This window comes from Amycolatopsis sp. BJA-103 (genome assembly GCF_002849735.1).
Lineage (GTDB): Bacteria > Actinomycetota > Actinomycetes > Mycobacteriales > Pseudonocardiaceae > Amycolatopsis.
The window spans coordinates 8260346-8281991 of record NZ_CP017780.1 but is presented as its reverse complement, the minus strand read 5'-3'; the positions used below and the strand labels follow the sequence as shown (position 1 = coordinate 8281991).

The following is a 21646-nucleotide window of genomic DNA, read 5'->3' as shown; positions in this document are numbered from 1 at the left end:
CTAGTACTTCAGCAGGTTGGTGTCGTCGACCGAGGCCGAGCGCCGGGTGCGGAAGATCGCCATGATGATCGCGAGGCCCACCACGACTTCGGCGGCGGCGACGACCATCACGAAGAACGCCATCACCTGACCGTCGAGTCCGCCGTTGATCCGGGCGAACGTGACCAGGGACAGGTTCGCCGCGTTCAGCATCAGCTCGATGCACATGAACACGACGATCGCGTTGCGGCGCACCAGAACCCCGACAGCGCCGATGGTGAACAGCAGCGCGGACAGGAGCAGGTAGTACGTCGGGGTCATTCCTCGTCCCCTTCTTTCTTGCCGACGAGCGCGTGGGCGTCCGGGCCCGGTTCCGCACCGGACACCTGCTTGCGCTCGTCCTCCAGTCGCGAGGCCGAGGTCGACTCGATGATGTCCGAGAGCGACTCCGGGGCGATCGAGCCGTCCGGCAGCAGGGCCGGGGTGGCGATCGAGTTGGCCGTCGCGAAGACACCCGGGCCGGGCAGCGGCGAAGGCCTGTCGTGCTTTCCGGTGAACCGGTCGACGACGAGTTCCTTCTGCGACTTCTTGCCGCCCTTGGCGTGCCGGTCGGTGAAGGCGAGCACCATCGCGCCGAGCGCGGCGGTGATCAGCAGTGCCGACGTGAGCTCGAACGGGAACAGGTACTTCGTGAAGATGAGCCGTCCCAGCCCACCGGGGCCGCCGCCGTCGACGTTCGCCGGGTCGAGCGGCAGCGCCGGGGTGACGTTGGCCAGCGAACGGGCGAGACCCGCCGCGAGCAGGCCGCCGACGCCGACGCCGAGCAGGGTCGCCATGACCCGTTGCCCGCGCAGGACTTCGACGACCGAGTCGGAGCTCTCCCGGCCGACCATCATCAGCACGAACAGGAACAGCATCATGATCGCGCCGGTGTAGACGATGATCTGCGTGAAGCCGAGGAACGGCGCCTGCTGGATCATGTACAGCGCGCCGAGGCACAGCATCGTGAGCACCAGCCACAGCGCCGAGTGCACGGCGTTGCGGGAGAAGATCATGCCGAGCCCGCCGAGCAGCGCGAGCGGGCCGAGCACCCAGAACGCGATGGTCTCGCCGGTGGTGATCCCGGCCGAAACGTCGGTCTGGGCGAGGAAGGCCGTGATCACTTGGCGGCCTCCGTGCTCTCGACGGGCTTGGGGCGCGCCAGCTCCGGGCCGTTGACGTAGTAGTCCTGCTCGTTCTCGCCGAGCCGCATCGGGTGCGGCGGCTGCTCCATGCCGGGCAGCAGCGGCGCGAGGAGGTCTTCCTTGGTGTAGATCAACCGCTGCCGGTCGTCGTCGGCCAGCTCGTAGAAGTTGATCATCGTCAGGGACCGGGTCGGGCAGGCCTCGACGCACAGCCCGCAGCCGATGCAGCGCAGGTAGTTGATCTGGTAGTCGGCGCCGTACCGCTCACCGGGCGAGAAGCGTGCCTCTTCGGTGTTGTCGCCGCCTTCGACGAAGATCGCGTCCGCCGGGCAGGCCCACGCGCACAGCTCGCAGCCGACGCATTTCTCCAGCCCGTCCGGATGCCGGTTGAGCTGGTGCCTGCCGTGATAGCGCGGAGCGGCGGGGGCGCCGGCCTCCGGGTACTCCTCGGTGGCGACCTTCTTGAACATCATCCCGAAGGTGACACCGAAACCCTTGATGGGATCAAACATCCCCATCGCCGGCCTCCCTTCCACTGGAAACCGCCGCGGGCTTGCGCTTGGCCGCCCGGGCTTCGGCCTTCTCTAGGGCCTTCTGACGCGGAGTCTTGTCCGGAACCTGGAGGTCGAGCGGCGGCACCGGGAACCCGCCGCCGGTCACCGGGACGTAGTCGTCGTCCGGGACCTTCTTGTCCGGCAGCAGCAGGCTCAGGATGACGACGACGAGAATGAGCGCGCCGCCGCCGATGAGGATCTGCGGTGTGGAGAGCCCGCCCGAGTTCTTGATCGCGCGGACCGAGACGATCACCACGATCCAGACCAGGTTGACCGGGACCAGGACCTTCCAGCCCAGCCGCATGAACTGGTCGTACCGCAGCCGCGGCAGCGTGCCGCGCAGCCAGATGAAGCCGAACAGCAGGATGAACAGCTTCGCGGTGAACCACAGCAGCGGGAGCCAGCCCTGGTTGAGCGCGTGCTCGGCGCCGACGAACGGGAACTTCCAGCCACCGAGGAACAACGTGGTCGCGAACGCCGAAACGATCACCATGTTGACGTACTCGGCGAGGAAGAACATCGCGAACTTCATCGAGCTGTACTCGGTGTGGAAACCGCCGACCAGCTCGGATTCGGCCTCGGGGAGGTCGAACGGCGCGCGGTTGGTCTCACCGACCATGGAGATCAGGTAGATCACGAAACTCGGCAGCAGCAGGTAGAAGTACCAGCCGGTCTGCTGCGACTCGACGATCTGCGAGGTCGACATCGAACCCGCGTAGAGGATGACGCCCACGATGGACAGGCCCATCGCGATCTCGTACGAGATCACCTGCGCGGCCGAGCGGAGCCCGCCGAGCAGCGGATACGGGGAACCGGAAGACCAGCCGGCCAGCACGAGGCCGTACACACCGATCGAGGAGCAGGCCAGGATCACCAGCACGCCGACCGGCAGGTCGACCAGCTGGAGCGTGGTCCTCTCACCGAAGATCGAGACCACCGGGCCGAACGGGATCGCCGCCAGCGCGATCAGCGCGGGCACCGCGGAGATCACCGGCGCGAGGAAGTACACCTTGCGGTCGGCGGTGTCCGGGATGATCTGTTCCTTGAACGGCAGCTTGATCGCGTCCGCGAGGGACTGCAGGTAGCCGCCGGGCCCGACCCGGTTGGGTCCGGGACGGTTCTGCATCCGGCCGACGGCCTTGCGCTCCCAGACGATCAGGAAGATCGTCAGGATCGGGCCGATCAGCAGGATGACGACCGTCTTGATCAGGATCAGCCACAACGGGTCGTCCGCCAGCAGCGCCGCCCGCTCGGCGGCGTCCGGCATCTGGGTGAGCAACGGAGTCACTTCTCACCTCCGGTGAGGGTGACGGCCGAGCCGTGTCCCGCGGCCAGTGCCGCGCGGACGGCTGAGCCGTCGGAGTTGCCCGGGAGCCACACGACGCCGTCCGGCAGGTCCGCGACCTCGATCGGCAGCGTGATGGAGCCGCGTTCGGTGGAGACCTTCACGGTGCCGCCCAAGCCTTCGGCGGTCTTCGCCGAGAGCTTCGCGACGACCTCGCGCTGTGTGCCCTTGAGGTGCGGCTCGTCGTCCTGCAGCGAACCGTTGTCGATCAGCTGACGCCAGGTGGCCAGCAGGACCTTGCCGTTCCCCGCGATCGAGGCCGCCGCGGCGGCGATCGGCTCGAAGGTCGCGGGCTCGGTCTTGCCCTGCAGCTTGGCCAGATCGGCGGCGGAAGCGGCCGGGGTCTGGGTGAAGATGTCCGCGTCCATTTCGACGGCGAGGGTGTCGAGCACCCGGCAGTCCGGCAGGGCGCCGGTGCCTTCGAGGGTGACGGCGAACTCGCGGCGGCGGCCTTCCCAGTTCAGGTAGCTGCCCGCCTTCTCGACCGCCGGGGCGATCGGGAGGACGACGTCCGCGTGCTCGGTGACCGCGCTGTGCCGCAGTTCCAGGCTCACCACGAACTTCGCGTTCTCGAGGGCGCGACGGGCCAGATCCGGGTCCGCCAGGTCGTCCGGGTCGACGCCGCCGACGAGCAGGCCGTCGAGGTCGTGACCGGAAGCGGCCTTGAGGATCGCGGTGGTGTCGCGGCCCGCGGTGGCGGGAAGCGTGACGCCCCAGGCCTTTTCGACCTCGGCGCGAGCCGAGGCGTCGGTGACCGGACGGCCGCCGGGAAGCAGCGTCGGCGTCGCGCCCGCCGCCAGGGCACCGCGCTCACCCGCACGACGCGGGATCCACGCGAGCCGGGCGCCGGTGCGCTCCACCAGCCGGTGCAGGGCCGAGAACAGGCCGGGGACCTCGGCGGCACGCTCGCCGACGAGGATCACGGATCCTTCGGCCGTCAGCGCCGCGTCGACGTCCTGCGCGTGCTGCGCGATGCCGTCGAGTGCGGCGGCTTCGCTGCCCGGCGCGCAGGCCAGCAGCTCACCGAAGGTCTTGCGGACCGAGGAGGTGGTCCACTGTCCCAAGTGGACGACGCGGGTGCGGTTCTTGCGAGCCGCCTTGCGCAGCCGCAGGAACACGATCGGCGCCTCGTCCTCCGGCTCGAACGCCACGCACAGCACCGTGCGCGCCCGCTCGATCTCGCCGAAGGTGACGCCGCTTTCCGGCGTCGTCCCGACCACGTGCGACGCGAGGAAGTTCAGTTCCTCGGCCGAATGCGGACGGGACCGGAAGTCGATGTCGTTGGTGCCCAAGGCGATCCGCGCGAACTTCGAGTACGCGTAGGCGTCCTCGACGGTCAGGCGACCGCCGGTCAGCACCGCGGCGCCCTTGCCGTCCCGCGCCTCGGTGAGCCCGGCGGCGGCCGCGCGCAGCGCGTCGGTCCAGGAAGCCTCTTCCAGGACACCGTCGGCGTTGCGGACCAGCGGACGGCGGATGCGGTCTTCGGCGGAGGCGTAGCGGAAGGCGAACCGGCCCTTGTCGCAGAGCCACTCTTCGTTGACCTCGGGGTCGTCGCCCGCGAGCTTCCGCATGACCTTGCCGCGGCGGAAGTCGGTCCGCTCGGCGCAGCCGGACGAGCAGTGCTCGCACACGCTCGGCGCGGACACCAGGTCGAACGGCCGCGAACGGAACCGGTACGCGGCCGACGTCAGCGCGCCGACCGGGCAGATCTGGATGACGTTGCCGGAGAAGTACGACTGGAACGGCTGGCCCGATGTGGTGCGGGAAGCCAGGTCCAGCACGTCGGCCGTCTCGGCCGTGCCGATCTGCTGGTGGGCACCGCGTTCGAGCAGCTCGATGAACGGGTCACCGGCGATCTCGCGGGAGAACCGGGTGCAGCGCTGGCAGAGCACGCAGCGCTCCCGGTCCAGGAGCACCTGCGAGGAGATCGGCAGCGGCTTCGCGAACGTCCGCTTCGTGTCGACGAAGCGGGATTCCGCGCGGCCGTGCGCGAGCGCCTGGTTCTGCAGCGGGCATTCGCCGCCCTTGTCGCAGATCGGGCAGTCCAGCGGGTGGTTGATGAGCAGCAGCTCCATCACACCCTGCTGGGCCTTGTCCGCGACGGCCGAGGTCAGCTGGGTCTTCACGACCATGCCGTCGGCGACCGTCATGGTGCACGAGGCCTGCGGCTTCGGCATCGGACGGCCACCCATTTCGACCTCGACGAGGCACTGGCGACAGGCGCCGGCCGGGTCGAGCAGCGGGTGGTCGCAGAAGCGCGGGATGACCGTGCCGAGCCGTTCGGCGGTGCGGATCAGCAACTCGCCCTTGGGCGCGATGACCGTTTCACCGTCGATGACCAGCTTGACGTGGCCTTCGGGAACCGGAATGTCCTCTGTGGACGTTTCGGGCTTGTCGGGTGCGATCGTCATGCCTGCGCCCCCACCAGTTCGCGCTTGTTTGCGTTACACAAAGCCAGGAATTCATCCCGGAAGTACTTGATCCCGCTCTGGATCGGCGAGACCGCGCCGTCACCGAGGGCGCAGAACGACCGGCCGAGGATGTTGTCGCAGACGTCGAGGAGGGTGTCGATGTCCTCTTCGGTGCCCTTGCCCTCGACCATGCGCTCCAGGATCTGCGCCAGCCAGTACGTGCCCTCGCGGCACGGCGTGCACTTGCCGCAGGACTCGTGCTCGTAGAACTGCGTCCACTTCATCACGGCCCACGGCACGGAAACGGTCTCGTTGAAGACCTGAACGGCCGTCGTGCCCAGCATCGACCCGGCTTCCGCCGCGCCTTCGAAGTCCAGCGGAACATCGAGGTGTTCCTTGGTGAACATCGGCGTGGACGAACCACCCGGCGTCCAGAACTTCAGCGGGACGCCGTCCTTCATGCCGCCCGCCATGTCGAGCAGCTCGCGCAGCGTGGTGCCGAGCGGGCATTCGTACTGGCCGGGATTCTCGACGTGGCCGGAGATCGAGTAGATCTTCGGGCCGGGCGACTTCTCGCGGCCCATCTGGCGGAACCAGTCGGACCCGCCGTTGATGATGTACGGCGCGCTGGCGATGGTCTCGACGTTGTTCACCGTGGTCGGCGCGGCGTAGAGACCCGCGGCGGCCGGGAACGGCGGCTTGAGCCGCGGCTGGCCACGACGGCCTTCCAGCGAGTCCAGCAGCGCCGTCTCCTCGCCGCAGATGTACGCCCCGGCGCCCGCGTGCACGGTGATGTCGAGGCCGAATCCGGAGTCGAGGATGTTCGGGCCGAGGTAGCCCGCTTCGTACGCCTCGCGCACGGCCGCGTTGAGACGGCGGATGCAGTGCAGCGCCTCACCGCGGACGTAAATGAAGCAGTGGTGCGAGCGCATCGCGTACGAGGCGATGATGCAGCCCTCGATCAGCGAGTGCGGGTCCGCCATCATCAGCGGGATGTCCTTGCAGGTCCCCGGCTCGCCCTCGTCGGCGTTGATGACCAGGTAGTGCGGCTTGTCCTCGTTCGGAGGCATGAAGGACCACTTGATGCCGGCCGGGAAGCCCGCGCCGCCACGGCCGCGGAGGCCGGAGTCCTTGACCAGCTGGACGATCTGCTCGGGAGTGCCCTTGAGCGCCTTGCGGATCGCGGTGTAGCCCTCGAGGGCTTCGTAGGACTGGATCGTCCAGGAGTTGGGCGAAAGCCAGCGCTTCGTGAGGACCGGAGTGATGGGGTCTGCCATTACTTCTTCTCCACTTCAGGGAGCGCTACGTCCTTCATGGCGGGCGCCGTCCAGCCGCGGTCCTGCGCGACCTGCGCGCCCCGCAGGGTTTCGACGGCCTGCGAAGGACCGTCGACGTCCGTGCGGTACTGCTGCGCGTCGTCGGGAAAGAACCCGGCGAGCTGCAGCTCGGCGCCCTTGAAGCTGCTCAGCGGCGCGCCGCGCGTCGGGGCGGGCTTCTTGCCCGCCTGCAACGCGTCGACCAGCGCGACGGCCTTGTCCTCGGTCTGGTTGTCGAAGTACTCGTAGTTGACCTGGATCACCGGGGCGAGGTCGCAGGCCGCGAGGCATTCGGCGTGTTCGAGGGTGATCGAGCCGGGCTCGTTCGGCGTGCCCGCGGTCTCGTTGTGCCCCAGCGGCTTCTCCTCGGAACCGAGGTGCGTCTGGAGCTTCTTGTAGATCGCGTCGCCGCCCATGGCCGCGCAAAGGGTGTTGGTGCAGACGCTCACCAGGTGCTCGCCGCACGGGCGGCGCTTGTACATGGTGTAGAACGTCGCGACCGCGCTGACCTCGGCGTCGGACAGGTCCAGCTGCGCGGCGCAGAAGGCGATGCCCTCCTGGCTCACGTAACCCTGCACCGACTGCACGAGGTGCAGCAGCGGCAGCAGCGCCGAGCGCGACTGCGGGTAGCGCGAGATCAGGTTCTGCGCCCTGGCGTAGGTGTCGGCGTCGAAGATGTCTTCGAGCTTCGCGTTCTCCAGGATCCCCTCCGCCTCGGCGGGATCCGGCGCGATCGCGATCACGTCGACGTCACCACCGGCGGCGACGTGGGTCTGCTCGGCGAAACTGGTGCCGGGCTCGGGCGTCGGTGTCGTTCCGGGCTGGGTGCTCAACGGTCCACTCCCCCCATGACGGGGTCGATCGAGGCGATGGCGGCGATGACGTCCGCCACCAGGCCGCCTTCGGCCATCGCGGGCATCGACTGCAGGTTCACGAAACTCGGTTCGCGCACGTGGACCCGCAGCGGCCGGGTGCCGCCGTCGGACACGAGGTGCACGCCGAGCTCGCCACGCGGCGACTCGACCGTCGTGTACGACTGGCCCGCCGGGACCTTGAAGCCCTCGGTGACCAGCTTGAAGTGGTGGATCAGCGATTCCATCGACTGGCCCATGATCTTGCGGACGTGTTCGAGCGAGTTGCCCAGGCCGTCGCTGCCGAGCGAGAGCTGCGCGGGCCAGGCGACCTTCTTGTCCTCGACCATGACCGGGCCCGGCTCGAGCTTCTTCAGGCACTGCTTGATGATCCGCAGGCTCTGGTGCATCTCCTCGACACGGATCAGGTACCGCGCCCAGCAGTCCGCGTCGGTCGAGGTCGGGATGTCGAACTCGAACTCGTCGTAGCGGGAGTACGGCTCGGTCTTGCGCAGGTCCCACGGGAGACCGGCGCTGCGCAGCACCGGGCCGGTGACACCGAGCGCGAGGCACGCGTCCACCGGCAGGTAGCCGACGCCCTTGAGCCGGTTGCGCCAGATCGGCTGACCGGTGAAGAGCTTGTCGTACAAGGGAAGCCGCTCGTCCATCGTCTTGACGAACGCGCTGACGACCTCTTGGTAGTCGTCCGGCATGTCCTGCGCAAGGCCGCCGGGGCGGATGAACGCGTGGTTCATCCGGAGACCGGTGAGGTGCTCCAGCAGGTGCAGGACCTCTTCGCGCTCACGGAAGCCGAGCGTCATCGCGGTGGTGGCGCCGAGTTCCATGCCGCCGGTGGCGATGTAGACCAGGTGCGAACCGATGCGGTTGATCTCCAGCAGCATCACGCGCAGCAGTTCGGCACGGCGCGGGGCCTGGATGCCGAGCAGCTTCTCGACGCCGAGGCAGTACGCGAGTTCGGTGGAGAGCGGCGCGAGGTAGTCCATGCGCGTCACGAAGGTGACGCCCTGGGTCCACGTGCGGTACTCGCAGTTCTTCTCGATCCCGGTGTGCAGGTAGCCGATGACCGAGCGGAGCTGGGTGACGGTCTCGCCCTCCATCTCCAGCACGAGCCGGAGCACGCCGTGCGTCGACGGGTGCTGCGGGCCCATGTTGATGACCATGCGCTCGTCGTGGCGCGAGTCCTCGATGACGTCTTCCCAGTCACCGCCGGAGACGGTGTAGACGCGACCTTCGGTGGTGTCCCGGGAATCGGCCTCGGGGACTTCCGTTGCTTCTGCTGCGTTCTCGCTGATGCTCACGAGTACGACCTCCGCTGGTCCGGCGGCGGGATCTCCGCGCCCTTGTATTCGACCGGGATCCCGCCGAGCGGGTAGTCCTTGCGCTGGGGGTGGCCGTCCCAGTCGTCCGGCATGAGGATGCGGGTCAGGGCCGGGTGACCGTCGTAGACGATGCCGAACATGTCCCAGGTCTCCCGCTCCTGCCAGTCGGCGGTCGGGTAGAGCCCGACCAGCGACGGGACGTGCGGGTCCTCGATGTCGAGGGTGACCTCGATGCGGATGCGGCGCCGGTAGGTCATCGACGTGAAGTGGTAGACCGAGTGCAGCCGCTGCGGGACGTCGACGCCGTAGTCCACGCCGGACACCGAGCTGAGCAGCTCGAACCGGAGACCGGTGTCGTCGCGCAGGGTCCGCGCGATCTCGACGAGGTGCTCGCGGGCGACGTAGAAGGTGATCTCGCCGTGCGCGACCGTCGTCTGCAGGACCGCGCTCGCCGGAACCTTGTTGTCCGCCAAGGCCGCGTAGAACTCGTCGGCGAACTCGTCGAACCAGCCGCCGTACGGGCGCTCCGCCGGGGGCGGGTTGTACGCGGGGAGACGGACGCCGCCGTAACCGGAGGTGTCACCGGTGCCGTGCACGCCGAACATGCCCTGGCGCTCTTTACCGGTGACGACCGGTTCGGCCGGGCGGACGCCTTGCGGCTCCAAGCCGCCTTCGGGCCGGTCGGCGCTGGACTGCTCGCCGCCGGTCTCCGGGGTTTCGGGGGTCTCTTCAGGCACGTCGCTCACTTCTTCGCGTACTTGATCGAGGAGGCGATCAGCTCGGTGCGCTCACCACTCGCGGCGCGGATCGCGGCGCGACGGGCGTTGATCGGCTCGTCCTGGATCTTGGCGTGCAGTTTCAGGATCGCGTCGAGCAGCATCTCGGGGCGGGGCGGGCAGCCGGGGAGGTACATGTCGACCGGGACGATGTGGTCGACGCCCTGCACCACGGCGTAGTTGTTGAACATCCCGCCGGACGAGGCGCAGACGCCCATCGCCAGCACCCACTTGGGCTCGGCCATCTGGTCGTAGATCTGGCGGAGCACCGGCGCCATCTTCTGCGTGACGCGGCCGGCGACGATCATCAGGTCCGCCTGGCGCGGTGTCGCGCTGAAGCGCTCCATGCCGAAGCGGGCGATGTCGTACCGGGAACCGCCGACGGTCATCATCTCGATCGCGCAGCAGGCGAGACCGAAGGTGGCAGGCCACATCGAGTTCTTGCGCGCCCAGTTGACCAGGCCTTCAAGACTCGCGAGAAGGATGCCGTTGGGGAGTTTTTCTTCGAGGCCCATGCTTCTCTAGTTCCAATCCAGGCCGCCGCGACGCCATACGTAGGCGTACGCGAAACCGACCGTCGCGATGAACAGCACGATCTCCACCAGGCCGAACATGCCCAGCGCGTCCGCGGAGACCGCGAACGGGTAGAGGAAGACCATCTCGATGTCGAACAGGATGAACAGCATCGCGGTGATGTAGTACGCGACCGGCATCCGGCCGCCGCCGACGACCGGCTGCGGCGACGGTTCGATACCGCATTCGTAGGCCGCGGTCTTCGCCCTGTTGGGACGGCTCGGGCCGACGAGCGGGCCGAGCAGCACCGAGAGCACCGCGAATCCGAGAGCGAGGACGAACAGGAGGACCAGGGGGAGGTACATGTTCAGGTTGGGCACCGAGGGGGTGCCGGCCTGGGTCAGCACGGGCAACATCAGCACGGGGTTTTCGCCATCCTTTCCGCGCCGCTGCGGTTTTCGAGTCGGGGTTCACCGCTTCCCTCGGTCGGCACCCTAAGTCACCTGGGTCACACCGCCGAGGGTTAGGCAACCCTTACGGGCCGTGCATGACGGCCCCCTTGCTTGTGAAATAGTTCACAAGCCTCCCGTCGAGGATGTGAAGCGATTCACAAAGCATGGGGCGAGTGTAGGACGTGACTCACATTCTTGTCCCTAGGCCCCGTGCTATAAGGCTGCCCTAACTTGGCCGCACGGCCAGTACGGTTACTTCCGACGTGCGGTACCGGTGACCTGCGACGTCGTTCCGAAGATCGACTCCGATGCGGGTTTTGACCGGTTCTGTCCTGTGACCGATACCACTGCCCGGAGTACTGCTGAAGGGGACTTTGCCCGCGTCAGACGGGGTGAAAGGAGCCTTCACCGCATGCGATGCGGGCATGGCGTCCTTCACGAAGCGAGGGTGCGGGTGGGCGAGCCGTGAGCACCAGCGGCCCGGTAGCCGCCGCCCCCAATGCCACATTGGAGACGCTCAGTGTCCCCAATGTGGCATTGGGGACACTGACAGCAGGGCGTTTCCCGGCTCAGCGGCGAGTTCCCGGAGCCATCAGCGCGGAGTGGGCGTAGCCCGAGCCAGCGCGGCGATGAGACGGTCCACGCCGTCCCCGCCCTTGGCGTCGTAGCAGCCCGAAAGTCCCTTGTAGACCAGCGGAAGGATCGAGTTGATCCGCAGTCCGTACTTCGTCGCGGCGTGCATGATCTTCGGCTTTCCGATCAGCTTCGCGAACACGTTGCCGAGCCGGTAGTAGCCACCCATCAGCTCCCCGACGGCGCGCGGGTAACCCTCCAGCGCCCGCTCGCGCGAAGGTCCCTCACGCCGCGCCAAGGCCTGCACGACGAACTCCGACGCCAGCTGCGCGGACTCCATCGCGGCCGAGATGCCCTCGCCGTTGAACGGGCTGACCATGCCGCCCGCGTCGCCGAGCAGCAGCAGGCCGTCGCGGTAGTGCGGCGTGCGGTTGAAGCCCATCGGGAGACCGGCGCCGCCGACCTTGCCGATGGCGTTCTCCTCGCGGTAGCCCCATTCCTCGGGCGTCCCGTCGAGCCACTGGCGCAGCAGCGCGCGGTAGTCGGTGCTGCGGAACGCGGCCGACGTCGACAGCATGCCGAGGCCGACGTTCACCGTGCCGTCGCCCAGCGGGAACGCCCAGCCGTAGCCGGGCAGCAGCTTCGGGTCGCGCGGGTCCGAGCGGTCCCACAGCTCCAGGTGGCCCTCGATGAACGGGTCGTCGTGACGCGGGCTCTTGTAGTACTGCCGCACCGCGACGCCCATCGGGCGCTTCTCGTTCTTCTGGATGCCGACGCTCAGCGCGAGCCGCGCGGAGACGCCGTCGCAGGCCAGGACCAGCGGAGCGCGGTAGCTCACCGGCGTCTTCTCCGGGCCGACCTTCGCCTCGACGCCGATCACGCGGCCGGTCGGGCCGGTGATCGCGCCGGTGACGGTGGTGCGCTCGTAGAGCCGCGCGCCCGCCTTGACCGCGGTCTTCGCGAGCAGGTCGTCGAAGTCCTGACGAGTACGCGAAACGCCGTACGGCGGGTAGCTGGTCAGGTCCGGCCAGTCGAGTTCGAGCGTCAGCTCGCCGGTGAGGATGCGCAGGCCGCGGCTGTGCACCCAGCCCGCGTCCTCGCTGGTGTCGATGCCGAGGTCGATGAGCTGCTTGACGCCGCGAGGGGTCAGGCCGTCGCCGCACACCTTCTCGCGCGGGAACTCGGTCTTCTCCAGCAGCAGCACGTCGACGCCCGCGCGGGCGAGGTACGTGGCGGCGGTGGAGCCGGCCGGTCCGGCACCGACGACGATGACTTCGGCGTCGTGGTCTGCGTTGCGACGGGTCATGCTTACGAATCTACAGTCGAGCGAAGCTCGTCCGTTGAGGGTGGCGGTGGGGAGGAAGGCGGAGCTACAGAGGGCTTCTTCGCGCGGTGGATGGCGACGACGCCGAACGTGAGGTTCAGCCACTCCACCTCGGTCCACCCGGCGCTCGCGATGATCTCGCCGAGCGTGCGCTGATCCGGCCACGCCAGCATGGATTCGGCCAGGTAGGAGTAGGCCTCGGGGTTCGACGAGGTCCGGCTGCCGACCCAGGTGAGCAGCTTCGCGATGAACGTCCGGTGCAGGAACCGGATCGGCGGGAATGTGGGCGTCGACACTTCGCAGATGACCAGGCGCCCACCCGGTTTGACCACGCGCGCGATCTCGGTGAGGGCGGCCTTGGTGTCGACGAAGTTCCGCAGCGCGAGCGAGATGGTCACCGCGTCGAAGCTGTCGTCGGCGAACGGCAGCTTCAGCGCGTCGGCGGCGACCATCGGCACGCCGCGGTGCTTGCCCGCCTTGAGCATGCCGACCGAGAAGTCCGCGGCGAGGCACCAGGCTCCGTTGCGCGCGTACTCGACGGTGGACACGCCGGTGCCCGCCGCGAGGTCGAGCACCTTCTCGCCGCGTTTGGCGTCCAGCACCCGTGCGGTGGTGGTGCGCCAGCGGCGGTCGAAGCCGAAGGTCATGAACGAATTCGCGCGGTCGTAGCCGTCCGCGACGTCGTCGAACATGGCGGCGACTTCGTGCGGATCCTTGTCAAGACTCGCTCGGGACATACCCGAACATTAACCCGGCCTCTCTGAGACACGTCGGCCAAGCAGGAGCAAAGCGGCGCGCCGTAGGGTCACCTGGCCCGGTGAAGCAACGCCGGGGCACGGTGCGCACCGGCCCCCGCGACCTCGCCGGCGAGGATCCGCCGCTCCAGCAACCGCAGTTCCGGCCCCGGTTCGAGGCCGAGCTGATCGACCGAGACCCGGCGCGCGCGCCGGTACGCCGCCAGGGCGTCGGAGGTGCGCCCGGCTCGCCAGAGAGCGTCCATGAGGAGGTACTGGGCACGCTGCCGCAACGGGTGCCGACGCACCAGATCCGCCAGCTCGACGGCCGCGCTCGCGTGCCGCCCGAGGCTCAGTTCGGCCTGGTAGAGCTCTTCGAGCAGGACCAGGCGGTGCTCCGAGAGGCGCATCGTCTCGTCCGAAAGCAGCGGGACGTCGAGGCCGTCGTAGGGCGCTCCATGCCAGTGCGTGAGGGCCTGTCGGATCAGTGACGCGCGCTGCGCGGGGTCCGCGGACTTCAGCGCCTGGCTTCCCAGCGTCTCGAAGGTCTCGACGTCGAGTTCGCCGGGGTGGACCTCCAGCCGGTAGCCACCGTTGTCGAAGCCGAGCCGGTCCCCCTCGGGCAAGGCCTGCCGCAGCTTGTGGACGTGCCAATGCAGCTTCGGCACCGCGCGCGGCTCCCACCGGCTGTCCCACAGGGCCTCGGTGAGCACGTTCACCGGCACGTAGGTGTTCGCCCGGACCAGCAGAACCCCGAGGAGCGTTCTTCTCATCCGGCCGCGCAACGGGATCGACCTCGGACCGGAAGAGATGCTGAACGTGCCCAGTACTTCGAACCTCACGTGCCGTCCTCTCGCTCGATGGCTGAGGGGACGATGAATGCCGGTTGTACAAATTGGATACAAAAGCTCAAATGAGGACGGAGAGCATCCCCTGAACCGACTGTGGCCAGGCGAATTCCTCCGCCCGTGCCCGCGCCGCCGCCCGTCGGGTCCCCTCGGGACACTCCAGTAATCCGGTGACGGCCCCCGCGAAAGCCGGGGCCCGGTCGTCGACGGCCTCGCCGCAGCCGGGGCGCACGATCTCCCGCAGCGCCGACGACGCCGAGACCACCACCGGCGTCCCCGAAGCGAGCGCCTCCAGCGCGGCCAGCCCGAACGTCTCGTGTGGACCGGGCGCGAGGGAGACGTCGGCGCTGGCCAGCAGGCGCGCGACGTCGCCGCGTCCGGAGAGGAAGCCGAGGAAGGTCACCGGGAGCCCGCGCGCCCGCCGTTCCAGCGCACGCCGCCGGGGCCCGTCGCCCGCGATCACGAGCCGCACCCGGTGCCCGGCCTCGGTCAGCTCGGCGACCGTGTCCACACTGCGCTCGACGTGCTTCTCCGGTGACAAGCGTCCACAGTGGACGATCAGTGCGTCGGCGTCGCCGGACAGCGTGTGCCGCCAGCCGTCGTCGCGCCGGGCCGGGGCGAACGTCGTGAGGTCGACACCGAGCGGGACGCGGCGCACGTTCGGCGCGGCGATCCGGTCGAACTCCGCACGGGCGAACGCCGTCGTGCAGACCACCGTGTCGTAGTGCCGCGCCATCCGCCGGTTAGCGACGTCGGCGACGCGCCGGGCGACGGGTTCCGGCATCAAGAACTGCTCCAGCAGCCTGTCGAGCCGCTCGTGGGAGATCACCATGCTGGGCACGCCGTGGCGCCGCGCCCACCCGCCCATACCGCGCAGCGTGAGGCGGTCGGACACCTCCAGCCTGTCCGGTTCCAGCCGGTTCAGCACCGCGCGCACCCGGTGCGGATCGACCGCGCGATAGCCGCCCGTACCCGGGATCCGGGGTGCCGGAAGGGAAAACCGGCGGACGCCGGAAGGCAGCGTCTCGTCCGCGTAGCGCCGCCCGGGCACGACGAGGGTCACCTGATGACCGCTCGCCACGTACCCGGCGCCGAGATGATGGAGCGCCGTCCGCAATCCGCCCGAGCGTGGCCCGTAGAAATTGGCCAGCTGGACTATATGCATTTCAGGCCGCGCGAGCGATCTTGCCTTGAACAGCCTCGTAGTGGCCGACGAGTTCCCGGCAGACCGCGGGCCAGGTCCGGTTCAGCACCACCTTGCGCGCCTTCTCCCCCAGCCTGGCGCGCAGCGCGTCGTCACGCAGGTCGTTCACCTTCTCCACCAGCGCCGACGAGAACCCGGCGCGGTCGGCGGGCAGCAGGTAGCCGGTGCGACCGGGCAGGACCAGGTCCTTCGGACCGCCCGCGTTCGGCGCCAGCACCGGCAGCCCGGAGGCCATCGCCTCCTGAATGGCCTGGCAGAACGTCTCGTGCGGTCCTGTGTGGACGAAGACGTCGAGACTCGCGTACGCGGCGGAAAGCTCTTCGCCGTACCGGGCGCCCAGGAACGCGGCCCCCGGGATCCGCTCGCGCAGCATCGGCAGTTCCGGCCCGTCGCCGACGACGACCACGCGGATCCCGTCGACCCCGGCGAGCGCGGTCAGCCGCTCGACCTCCTTTTCGGGCGCGAGCCTGCCGACGAAACCGACCAGCAGTTCACCGTTCGGCGCCAGCTCGGCCCGCAACGCGGGATCGGCGTGGACCGGCGAGAACCGCTCGATGTCGACGCCACGCGCCCAGCGGTGCACCCGCGGGATCCCGTGCAGTCTCAGCTGTTCCACCGAATCCGACGAGGGCGCGAGCGTGCGGTCGGCCCGCGAGTGCAGCCGTCGCACCCAGCGCCAGGCCGCGCGGGCGGCGAGACCGAAGCCGTACGCGGAGGCGAAACCGGCGATGTCGGTCTGGTACACCGCGACGCACGGCACCCGCAGCCGTCTCGCCGCGGCGAGACCGCGGGCGCCGACCACGAACGGCGACGCCAGATGCACCACGTCCGGCCCGAAATCGGCCAGCGCGGTGAGCACCGTCCTGGTCGGCACGCCGACCGGGAGGGAGTTCACCCCGGGGAAGTCGAGGGCGGGAATGCGCACGACCGGGGCGCCGAGGTACTCCGAGGGACCCGGTCCCGGGGCGATGATCAGCACGTCGTGCGCGCGGTCGCGGAGGTGTTCCACGACGCGGAGCACGGAGTTGGTCACGCCGTTCACCTGGGGCAGGAAACTTTCGGTGACTATCGCGACTCGCACGATGCTCACTGTCGCATCCGGTTGTGACGCCCACGCCAACAAAAACGGAACAGACGACATGTCATCTCAAGGTCGTGTTCCGGAAACCAGTTTCGGCCACACTAGGCAGGCATGACCCTCCTGTCGTCAAGGCCGCCGCAACCCGTCGAGCCCGGGTTGCTGTCGAGGGCCCTCGAAGTGGCCGGGCGGCTGGCCAACGACGCGACCGACGTGATCACCGCGACCGCGGGCCGGGGCGCCCAGCCGGATCCGAACGACTCGCCCTTCGACTGGGTCACCGACACGGACCGGATCCTCGAACGCCACACCCGCCGGGTGCTGACCGCGGAGTTCCCCGGCATCCCCGTCGTCGGTGGTGAATTCGGCGCCGACCACGGTGCCGACGTCGCCGAGTACCGCTGGGTCGTCGACCCGGTCGACGGCACCGCGAACTACGTCGCCGGCGTCCCCTGGTGCGCCTACAGCCTCGCCCTGATCGACGCTTCGGGGCCGGTGGTGGGCGTGGTCGCGGACCCGTACCGCGCCCAGATCTACGCCGCCGCACGCGGCCGCGGCGCCCGGGCGAACGGCAAGCCGATCACGCTGACCGACCGCTGCGGGGTCGCCGGGGCGATCGTCTGCACGGAACTCACGCGCAAGGGTGTGTGGCCCGGGATGGGCCACTTCATCGAACGGGCCGCCGCCGCGCACGCCGGGGTCCGGGTGCTGGGCTCGGCGGCGCTGGCGATCGCGCAGGTCGCGCTGGGACACGCGGCCGCGGCGGTGCTGCACAACTACCGCGAATGGGACGTCGCGGGCTCGGTCGCGCTGGCCATCGAGGCGGGGGCCGTGGTGCTGGACCGGCACGGGGAAGGCTCGGCGCTGCCCGTCGACGCGCTGCTGGTCGCGGCGCCGGGGGTGGCCGACGAGGTACTGGGGTGGTGGCAGGAGTCGGTCGGCTGAGGCACGGTCAGACGACTGGCAGAGCCCTCAAATAGGCAGGCGCCACGGCGCGGATCCTGTTCTCCGGAACCGCGCCTGCCAAGGCGTCGATCGCGAGGCGGACACCGTCGGTGTCCGCACCTCCGAACTGCCGCCGGAGACGGGCCAGCCCGACGGCGGTGACTTCGCCGACGCGCGGGTGAACGAGAAGTTCCTCGAAACGAGCGCCGATGTCCGCCGCCCGCGTTCCGACCATCAAGCGGTAGACGTCCGCGGCGTCCTTGTTCGTCAGCCTGTCCGGTCTGGCCGCGCGATCAGCCAGCCGGTCGTGGATCTTGTGAGCCTTGGCCACCAGCAGAGCCGCCGCTCCCGCGACGTGCACGGTGACGGTCCGCTCGTCCCCGGGTTCCCAAGCGGCGATCGTCATCGGCGCGCGATCGACGACGGCCGTCTCCAGTCCGGGAACACGACGTGCGCTCATTTTGTCGTGGGGTTCGATCCTGACACTGCGCCTTCCCCCTTGGGCGAGTGTTTCGCCGATCAGCAGATCCAGCTCGACCAGCGCTGATACCTCACCGACCATCTGCCGCCGGGCCCACAGGCCGGACTGCGCGTCCTGCAGGCGTTCGAAACCCGCGCCACGGAGCGCTTCCTCGAGCAAGGGGGCATCGCCCAACAAGTCCGGGTCGATTCCCAGATCCCCGTCCGAGGTGTGGGCGGCGACCGGAAGCCGGACCTCGGCGGTGTTGAGGTACACCGCTTGGGCACCGACGACCGTCAAGGCATCGAGGTGGCGGTCGAGAGCGACGAGACCATCCAACAGCACCCTTCGTGCCACGATGGTGAGCTCGTCTTCGCGCACGCCGTCGGGGATACGGGACACAGTGACTCTTCCTGGATTCTTCCTGCTGATGGACGAAAGCGATGAAACTTCAGTCGTTTGCCGAAGACGTGGTGGTACGGCGCCAAGTCCCCTTGCCGACCAGGTACTCCAGGACCGCGTCGCCCTCCGCGGGCATACGACCGGGACCGGAGAGGCAGTCCAGGACGACCTGCGTCAGCGCGACGTGAGGGGCTCCATCGATCAGGCGCCGACCCTCATAGACGATCTGGTCGCCCGGCTGGAGCAGTAGCACGTCCGCTCGCTCGCCCACAGGGAGAAGTCCCAGTTCGTCGACCCAGCTGTCCGGGTCGTCCACATAGAGCATCAGTTGCCCACCGGACGTGAGTGGAGCGACGGCTCGTGCCGCGTAGCTCCCGGTCACCGCGACCTTCCGTGCTCCGCCGTCAGCATCGGGAAGGGCCGCCAGACGCTTGATCACCTCGTCGATCCCGTCGACCGCGACCATGCCGGAAGGCTGATTGTCGGTCAGGACGTCGTAGACCTCGGACCTGGCGCGGAGCAGCCCCTGCCCGTCGACATCGACGACCACTCGACCGTCCCGCGTGACGAGGAGCCGGTCTTCCAGGTTCTTGAGCAAGCGGGAAACCCAGCCCAGGCTCACACCAGTGGCGTCAGCGATGTCCTTCGCCCGATACGGGGGCGCGAAATCCGTCAAGAACCGCGTGAGCCTCCCTGCTCTCGGCCCTCGCAGGGTGACGCTTTTGCCTTCAGGAGCTCCAAGACCCGCCTGAGGCGGCTTGGCGGCTCCCTGCAGGAGGAGTCGAATGGCCGGCCGGGGCACTGAAAGAGAAACGTTCCCGGTCAGGTCCAGGTAGCCGATTTCTCGATCACGCAGCTCTTGCTGGGTACGCGGGCTGATCCAAGGCGCCACGAGGAGGAGCACGGGCTGAGGCTCGGATCTGTTGAGGATTTCACGCACGAGCCCGAGCTGACTGGTGACATCGCGCGGCGTGACGGCCTGTTTGACGACGATCAAGAGCTCCGCCGAGAACGACCCGTCAGGCGGTGTCACCATCACTCGAGCGTCGAAGGCCGCGTCCCCGGATTGAAGCGAGTCGAGAGCCCAGCCGTCACCCAGCACCTTCCCCAGCCGTTCGAGGGCTTGGGAAAGCAGCGATGGTTCAGAACTGGACATCTGTCGATCGTGTCACGACCGAACACGCAGAGTCAACAAAACTTTCCCCAAAAGCCAACTTTCCCCGATGGGGAAAGTCTTGCTCTGGGGAAAGTTTTCCCGATCAGGCGGCGTGTTCCGGAGCCGGAATGGCTTCCGCGAGCGAGCGCCGGTGAGCCAGCCGCTGCCGCCGGATCCACCACAGCAGTGGCCCGGCGACCAGCCAGGTGAAGAAGATCATGCTGCCCAGCGGCAGCAGCGTGTTCGCCGCCGAGCGCCCGGCCACCCGCGCGAGTTCCGGGTCGCCGACGTCGTACTCGATGTTCACGAGCTGCCCGGCGGCCAGCCCGGCCGGGTAGAGGACACCGTTGGCCGGGCTGTGCACGATGCCGTCGGGGGTGGCGTAGTTGATGATCGTGCGGTCGAACGTCACCGACTCGACCTGCGCGGTGGCCTGGCCGAGTTCGGCTTCGATCGCGCTGTCGTTGCGGAACGCGGCGAACAGCAGCGAGACGCCGAGCACGGTGACGAGTGAGGCGACAACGAGGGCGGCATACCACCCGATGCGCCTCACCCGCTCCGCTTTGGCCGTCACGCCGCGAGCGTAGCGCTACCCGTCAGTGGGCGTGTCGCTCGCCGAGGAATTCGTGCGTCGCCTTGATCTGCGGGTAGGACTTCGGCGCGACCGGGGCCGTGGCAGCCCGAAGTGCCGAAGCCGGGGTCCCGTTAGGACTCACCGACGGCTTGCCCTTGGTGTAGAGCCAGGTCTGGAACAGGTCGTACAGCGGCTTGCCCGAGATCCTCTCCGCGAGCGCGATGAACTCCGGGATCACCGCCGACTTGCCCTTCTTGACCTGCTGCCAGGTCTGCAGGATCCGGAAGAACGTGTCGTCGCCCACAGCCTTGCGCAACGCGTGCACCGCGAGCGCGCCGCGGTCGTAGACGGCCGCGTGGAACTGGTTCGGCTCACCGGGGTCGGCGGGCAGGACCTGCCAGAACGGGTCCTCGGCCGGGGCCGAGTCGTAGATGTACTGGGCGAGTTCGTCCGCGGTGCCCTCGCCGGTCTCCTCCGACCACAGGAACTCGCCGTAGGAGGCGAAGCCCTCGTTCAGCCAGATGTCGCTCCACTTGCCGAGCGTCACGTTGTCGCCGAACCACTGGTGCGCCTGCTCGTGCGCGACGATCGAGGTGTTGGAGCCGGACCGGAAGGCCCGCGCGCCGTACACCGGACGCGTCTGGTTCTCCAGCGCGAAGGTGATGCCGGTGGTGACGACGCCGCCTTGCGCCTCGAACGGGTAAGGCCCGAACTTCGAGGCGAGCACCTCGGTGATCTCCGGCGTCCGCTCGATGCTGGCCTTGGCCGCGCCGAGCGATTCGCCGAGGTCCGCGCCGTAGGCGGTGATGAACGGCTTGCCGTCCGGCGTGGTCTGCTCGTTCACCTCGAACTTGCCGACTTCGAGCGACGTGAGATACGTCGCCTGCGGTTTGGTGCTGCGCCAGTTCCAGCGCGTCCAGCCCGGCCGCTGCACCGTCTTGCGCACGAGGGTGCCGTTCGACAGCGCGGCGACGTCGTTCGGGACCTCGACCGAGATGTCGTAGGTGGCCAGATCGGTCGGGTGGTCGTTGGACGGGAACCACCAGGCCGCGCTCTGCGGCTCGTCGACGGCCAGCGCGCCGTCCGGGGTCTTCTTCCAGGCGGTGAAGCCGTCGATCTTCACCTTCGACGGCGTGTCCGCGTAGGCCACGACGACGGTCGCCGTCTGGCCCTTCTTCAGCGGCGTCGACGGCGTGACGGTCAGCTCACCGGTGCCGTCGGTCGACGTCGCGAACTGCGCGGGCCGGTTGTTGACCCGGACGCTCGACACCTTGAGGCCGAAGTCGAGGTTGAACCGCGACAGGTCCTGCGTCGCGGTGAGCAGGATCGTCGTGGCCCCGGACAGCAGGTCGGTCGAGGGCTGGTAGGTCAGTCTGAGGTCGTAGTGCCCGACGTCGTAGCCGCCGTTCCCGGCGTGCGGGTAGTACGGGTCACCGACGCCGATCGAGCCAGGCGCGGGTGCGGCGGCCGCGGAGCCCACGAGCAGCACCGAGACGACGCCCGCGGTCAGTCCGGCGAAGCCGGCGCGAGTCTTCAAGCGCATTGCGAATCCCTCCCAGGATTTGTCAGCGCGCTCGAACGTAGCCAGATGATCACCACGCAGACACGTCCGAAGGAGGGGTTCCTA

21 protein-coding genes are annotated in these 21646 nt (G+C 68.7%); 1 reads left to right on the top strand and 20 read right to left on the bottom strand.

Translation table 11 applies throughout. From position 1 onward, the window contains the following. The 16 genes from nuoK to BKN51_RS37245 all read right to left on the bottom strand — a co-directional run bounded on the left by nuoK (position 1) and on the right by BKN51_RS37245 (position 16485). Complete coding sequence (gene nuoK, locus BKN51_RS37320) at positions 1-300, bottom strand: NADH-quinone oxidoreductase subunit NuoK (protein WP_101612053.1); 300 nt, start codon at positions 298-300, stop codon at positions 1-3. Beyond that, positions 297-1142, bottom strand: a complete 846-nt coding sequence (locus tag BKN51_RS37315) for an NADH-quinone oxidoreductase subunit J (protein ID WP_101612052.1) — start codon at positions 1140-1142, stop codon at positions 297-299. Before BKN51_RS37315 ends, nuoK begins: the two co-directional genes overlap by 4 nt. After that, positions 1139-1681 (bottom strand): NADH-quinone oxidoreductase subunit NuoI, encoded by a 543-nt coding sequence (gene nuoI / locus BKN51_RS37310; RefSeq protein WP_101612051.1) that lies wholly within the window; start codon positions 1679-1681, stop codon positions 1139-1141. Before nuoI ends, BKN51_RS37315 begins: the two co-directional genes overlap by 4 nt. Further along, positions 1668-3005 carry an NADH-quinone oxidoreductase subunit NuoH gene (nuoH, locus tag BKN51_RS37305; protein WP_101612050.1) on the bottom strand — a complete coding sequence of 446 codons (1338 nt, stop codon included), beginning with the start codon at positions 3003-3005 and terminating at the stop codon, positions 1668-1670. Before nuoH ends, nuoI begins: the two co-directional genes overlap by 14 nt. Then, positions 3002-5473, bottom strand: coding sequence for an NADH-quinone oxidoreductase subunit G (locus BKN51_RS37300; RefSeq protein WP_101612049.1), 2472 nt, complete (start codon positions 5471-5473; stop codon positions 3002-3004). The genes nuoH and BKN51_RS37300 overlap by 4 nt, the downstream gene beginning before the upstream one ends. Next, complete coding sequence (gene nuoF, locus BKN51_RS37295) at positions 5470-6750, bottom strand: NADH-quinone oxidoreductase subunit NuoF (RefSeq protein ID WP_101612048.1); 1281 nt, start codon at positions 6748-6750, stop codon at positions 5470-5472. Before nuoF ends, BKN51_RS37300 begins: the two co-directional genes overlap by 4 nt. After that, complete coding sequence (nuoE, locus tag BKN51_RS37290; RefSeq protein ID WP_101612047.1) at positions 6750-7622, bottom strand: NADH-quinone oxidoreductase subunit NuoE; 873 nt, start codon at positions 7620-7622, stop codon at positions 6750-6752. The genes nuoF and nuoE overlap by 1 nt, the downstream gene beginning before the upstream one ends. Further along, on the bottom strand, positions 7619-8959 hold the full coding sequence (locus tag BKN51_RS37285; protein WP_101612046.1) for an NADH-quinone oxidoreductase subunit D: 1341 nt from the start codon (positions 8957-8959) through the stop codon (positions 7619-7621). Before BKN51_RS37285 ends, nuoE begins: the two co-directional genes overlap by 4 nt. Further along, positions 8956-9717, bottom strand: a complete 762-nt coding sequence (locus BKN51_RS37280; protein WP_101613688.1) for an NADH-quinone oxidoreductase subunit C — start codon at positions 9715-9717, stop codon at positions 8956-8958. The genes BKN51_RS37285 and BKN51_RS37280 overlap by 4 nt, the downstream gene beginning before the upstream one ends. A gap of 5 nt (positions 9718-9722) precedes the next feature. Next, positions 9723-10271 carry a NuoB/complex I 20 kDa subunit family protein gene (locus BKN51_RS37275; RefSeq protein WP_005151847.1) on the bottom strand — a complete coding sequence of 183 codons (549 nt, stop codon included), beginning with the start codon at positions 10269-10271 and terminating at the stop codon, positions 9723-9725. Positions 10272-10277: 6 nt separating this feature from the next. Next, positions 10278-10685, bottom strand: coding sequence for an NADH-quinone oxidoreductase subunit A (locus BKN51_RS37270; RefSeq protein ID WP_076164505.1), 408 nt, complete (start codon positions 10683-10685; stop codon positions 10278-10280). A gap of 628 nt (positions 10686-11313) precedes the next feature. Then, positions 11314-12600 carry a geranylgeranyl reductase family protein gene (locus BKN51_RS37265; RefSeq protein WP_101612045.1) on the bottom strand — a complete coding sequence of 429 codons (1287 nt, stop codon included), beginning with the start codon at positions 12598-12600 and terminating at the stop codon, positions 11314-11316. A gap of 2 nt (positions 12601-12602) precedes the next feature. Beyond that, on the bottom strand, positions 12603-13355 hold the full coding sequence (locus BKN51_RS37260) for a demethylmenaquinone methyltransferase (protein ID WP_233223080.1): 753 nt from the start codon (positions 13353-13355) through the stop codon (positions 12603-12605). 68 nt (positions 13356-13423) lie between these two features. Next, positions 13424-14194, bottom strand: a complete 771-nt coding sequence (locus tag BKN51_RS37255) for an AfsR/SARP family transcriptional regulator (protein WP_101612044.1) — start codon at positions 14192-14194, stop codon at positions 13424-13426. A gap of 67 nt (positions 14195-14261) precedes the next feature. Further along, on the bottom strand, positions 14262-15365 hold the full coding sequence (locus BKN51_RS37250; protein WP_101612043.1) for a glycosyltransferase family 4 protein: 1104 nt from the start codon (positions 15363-15365) through the stop codon (positions 14262-14264). 1 nt (position 15366) lies between these two features. After that, entirely contained in the window at positions 15367-16485 is a 1119-nt protein-coding gene (locus BKN51_RS37245; RefSeq protein WP_199192950.1) for a glycosyltransferase family 4 protein, read from the bottom strand. A gap of 111 nt (positions 16486-16596) precedes the next feature. Between BKN51_RS37245 and BKN51_RS37240 the strand changes: the two genes are divergently transcribed. Beyond that, complete coding sequence (locus tag BKN51_RS37240; RefSeq protein ID WP_101612041.1) at positions 16597-17427, top strand: inositol monophosphatase family protein; 831 nt, start codon at positions 16597-16599, stop codon at positions 17425-17427. 7 nt (positions 17428-17434) lie between these two features. On the opposite strand, the gene BKN51_RS37235 is transcribed toward BKN51_RS37240, so the two are convergent. The 4 genes from BKN51_RS37235 to BKN51_RS37220 all read right to left on the bottom strand — a co-directional run bounded on the left by BKN51_RS37235 (position 17435) and on the right by BKN51_RS37220 (position 21562). Continuing rightward, a complete protein-coding gene (locus tag BKN51_RS37235; RefSeq protein ID WP_101612040.1) occupies positions 17435-18289 on the bottom strand; it encodes a hypothetical protein in 855 nt (284 codons plus the stop codon). 49 nt (positions 18290-18338) lie between these two features. Continuing rightward, entirely contained in the window at positions 18339-19445 is a 1107-nt protein-coding gene (locus tag BKN51_RS37230) for a hypothetical protein (protein ID WP_102906590.1), read from the bottom strand. A 103-nt stretch (positions 19446-19548) separates the two neighbouring features. Next, entirely contained in the window at positions 19549-20019 is a 471-nt protein-coding gene (locus BKN51_RS37225) for a DUF3592 domain-containing protein (protein ID WP_101612038.1), read from the bottom strand. Positions 20020-20041: 22 nt separating this feature from the next. Further along, positions 20042-21562, bottom strand: coding sequence for a M1 family metallopeptidase (locus tag BKN51_RS37220; protein WP_101612037.1), 1521 nt, complete (start codon positions 21560-21562; stop codon positions 20042-20044). Positions 21563-21646 lie beyond the last annotated feature (84 nt).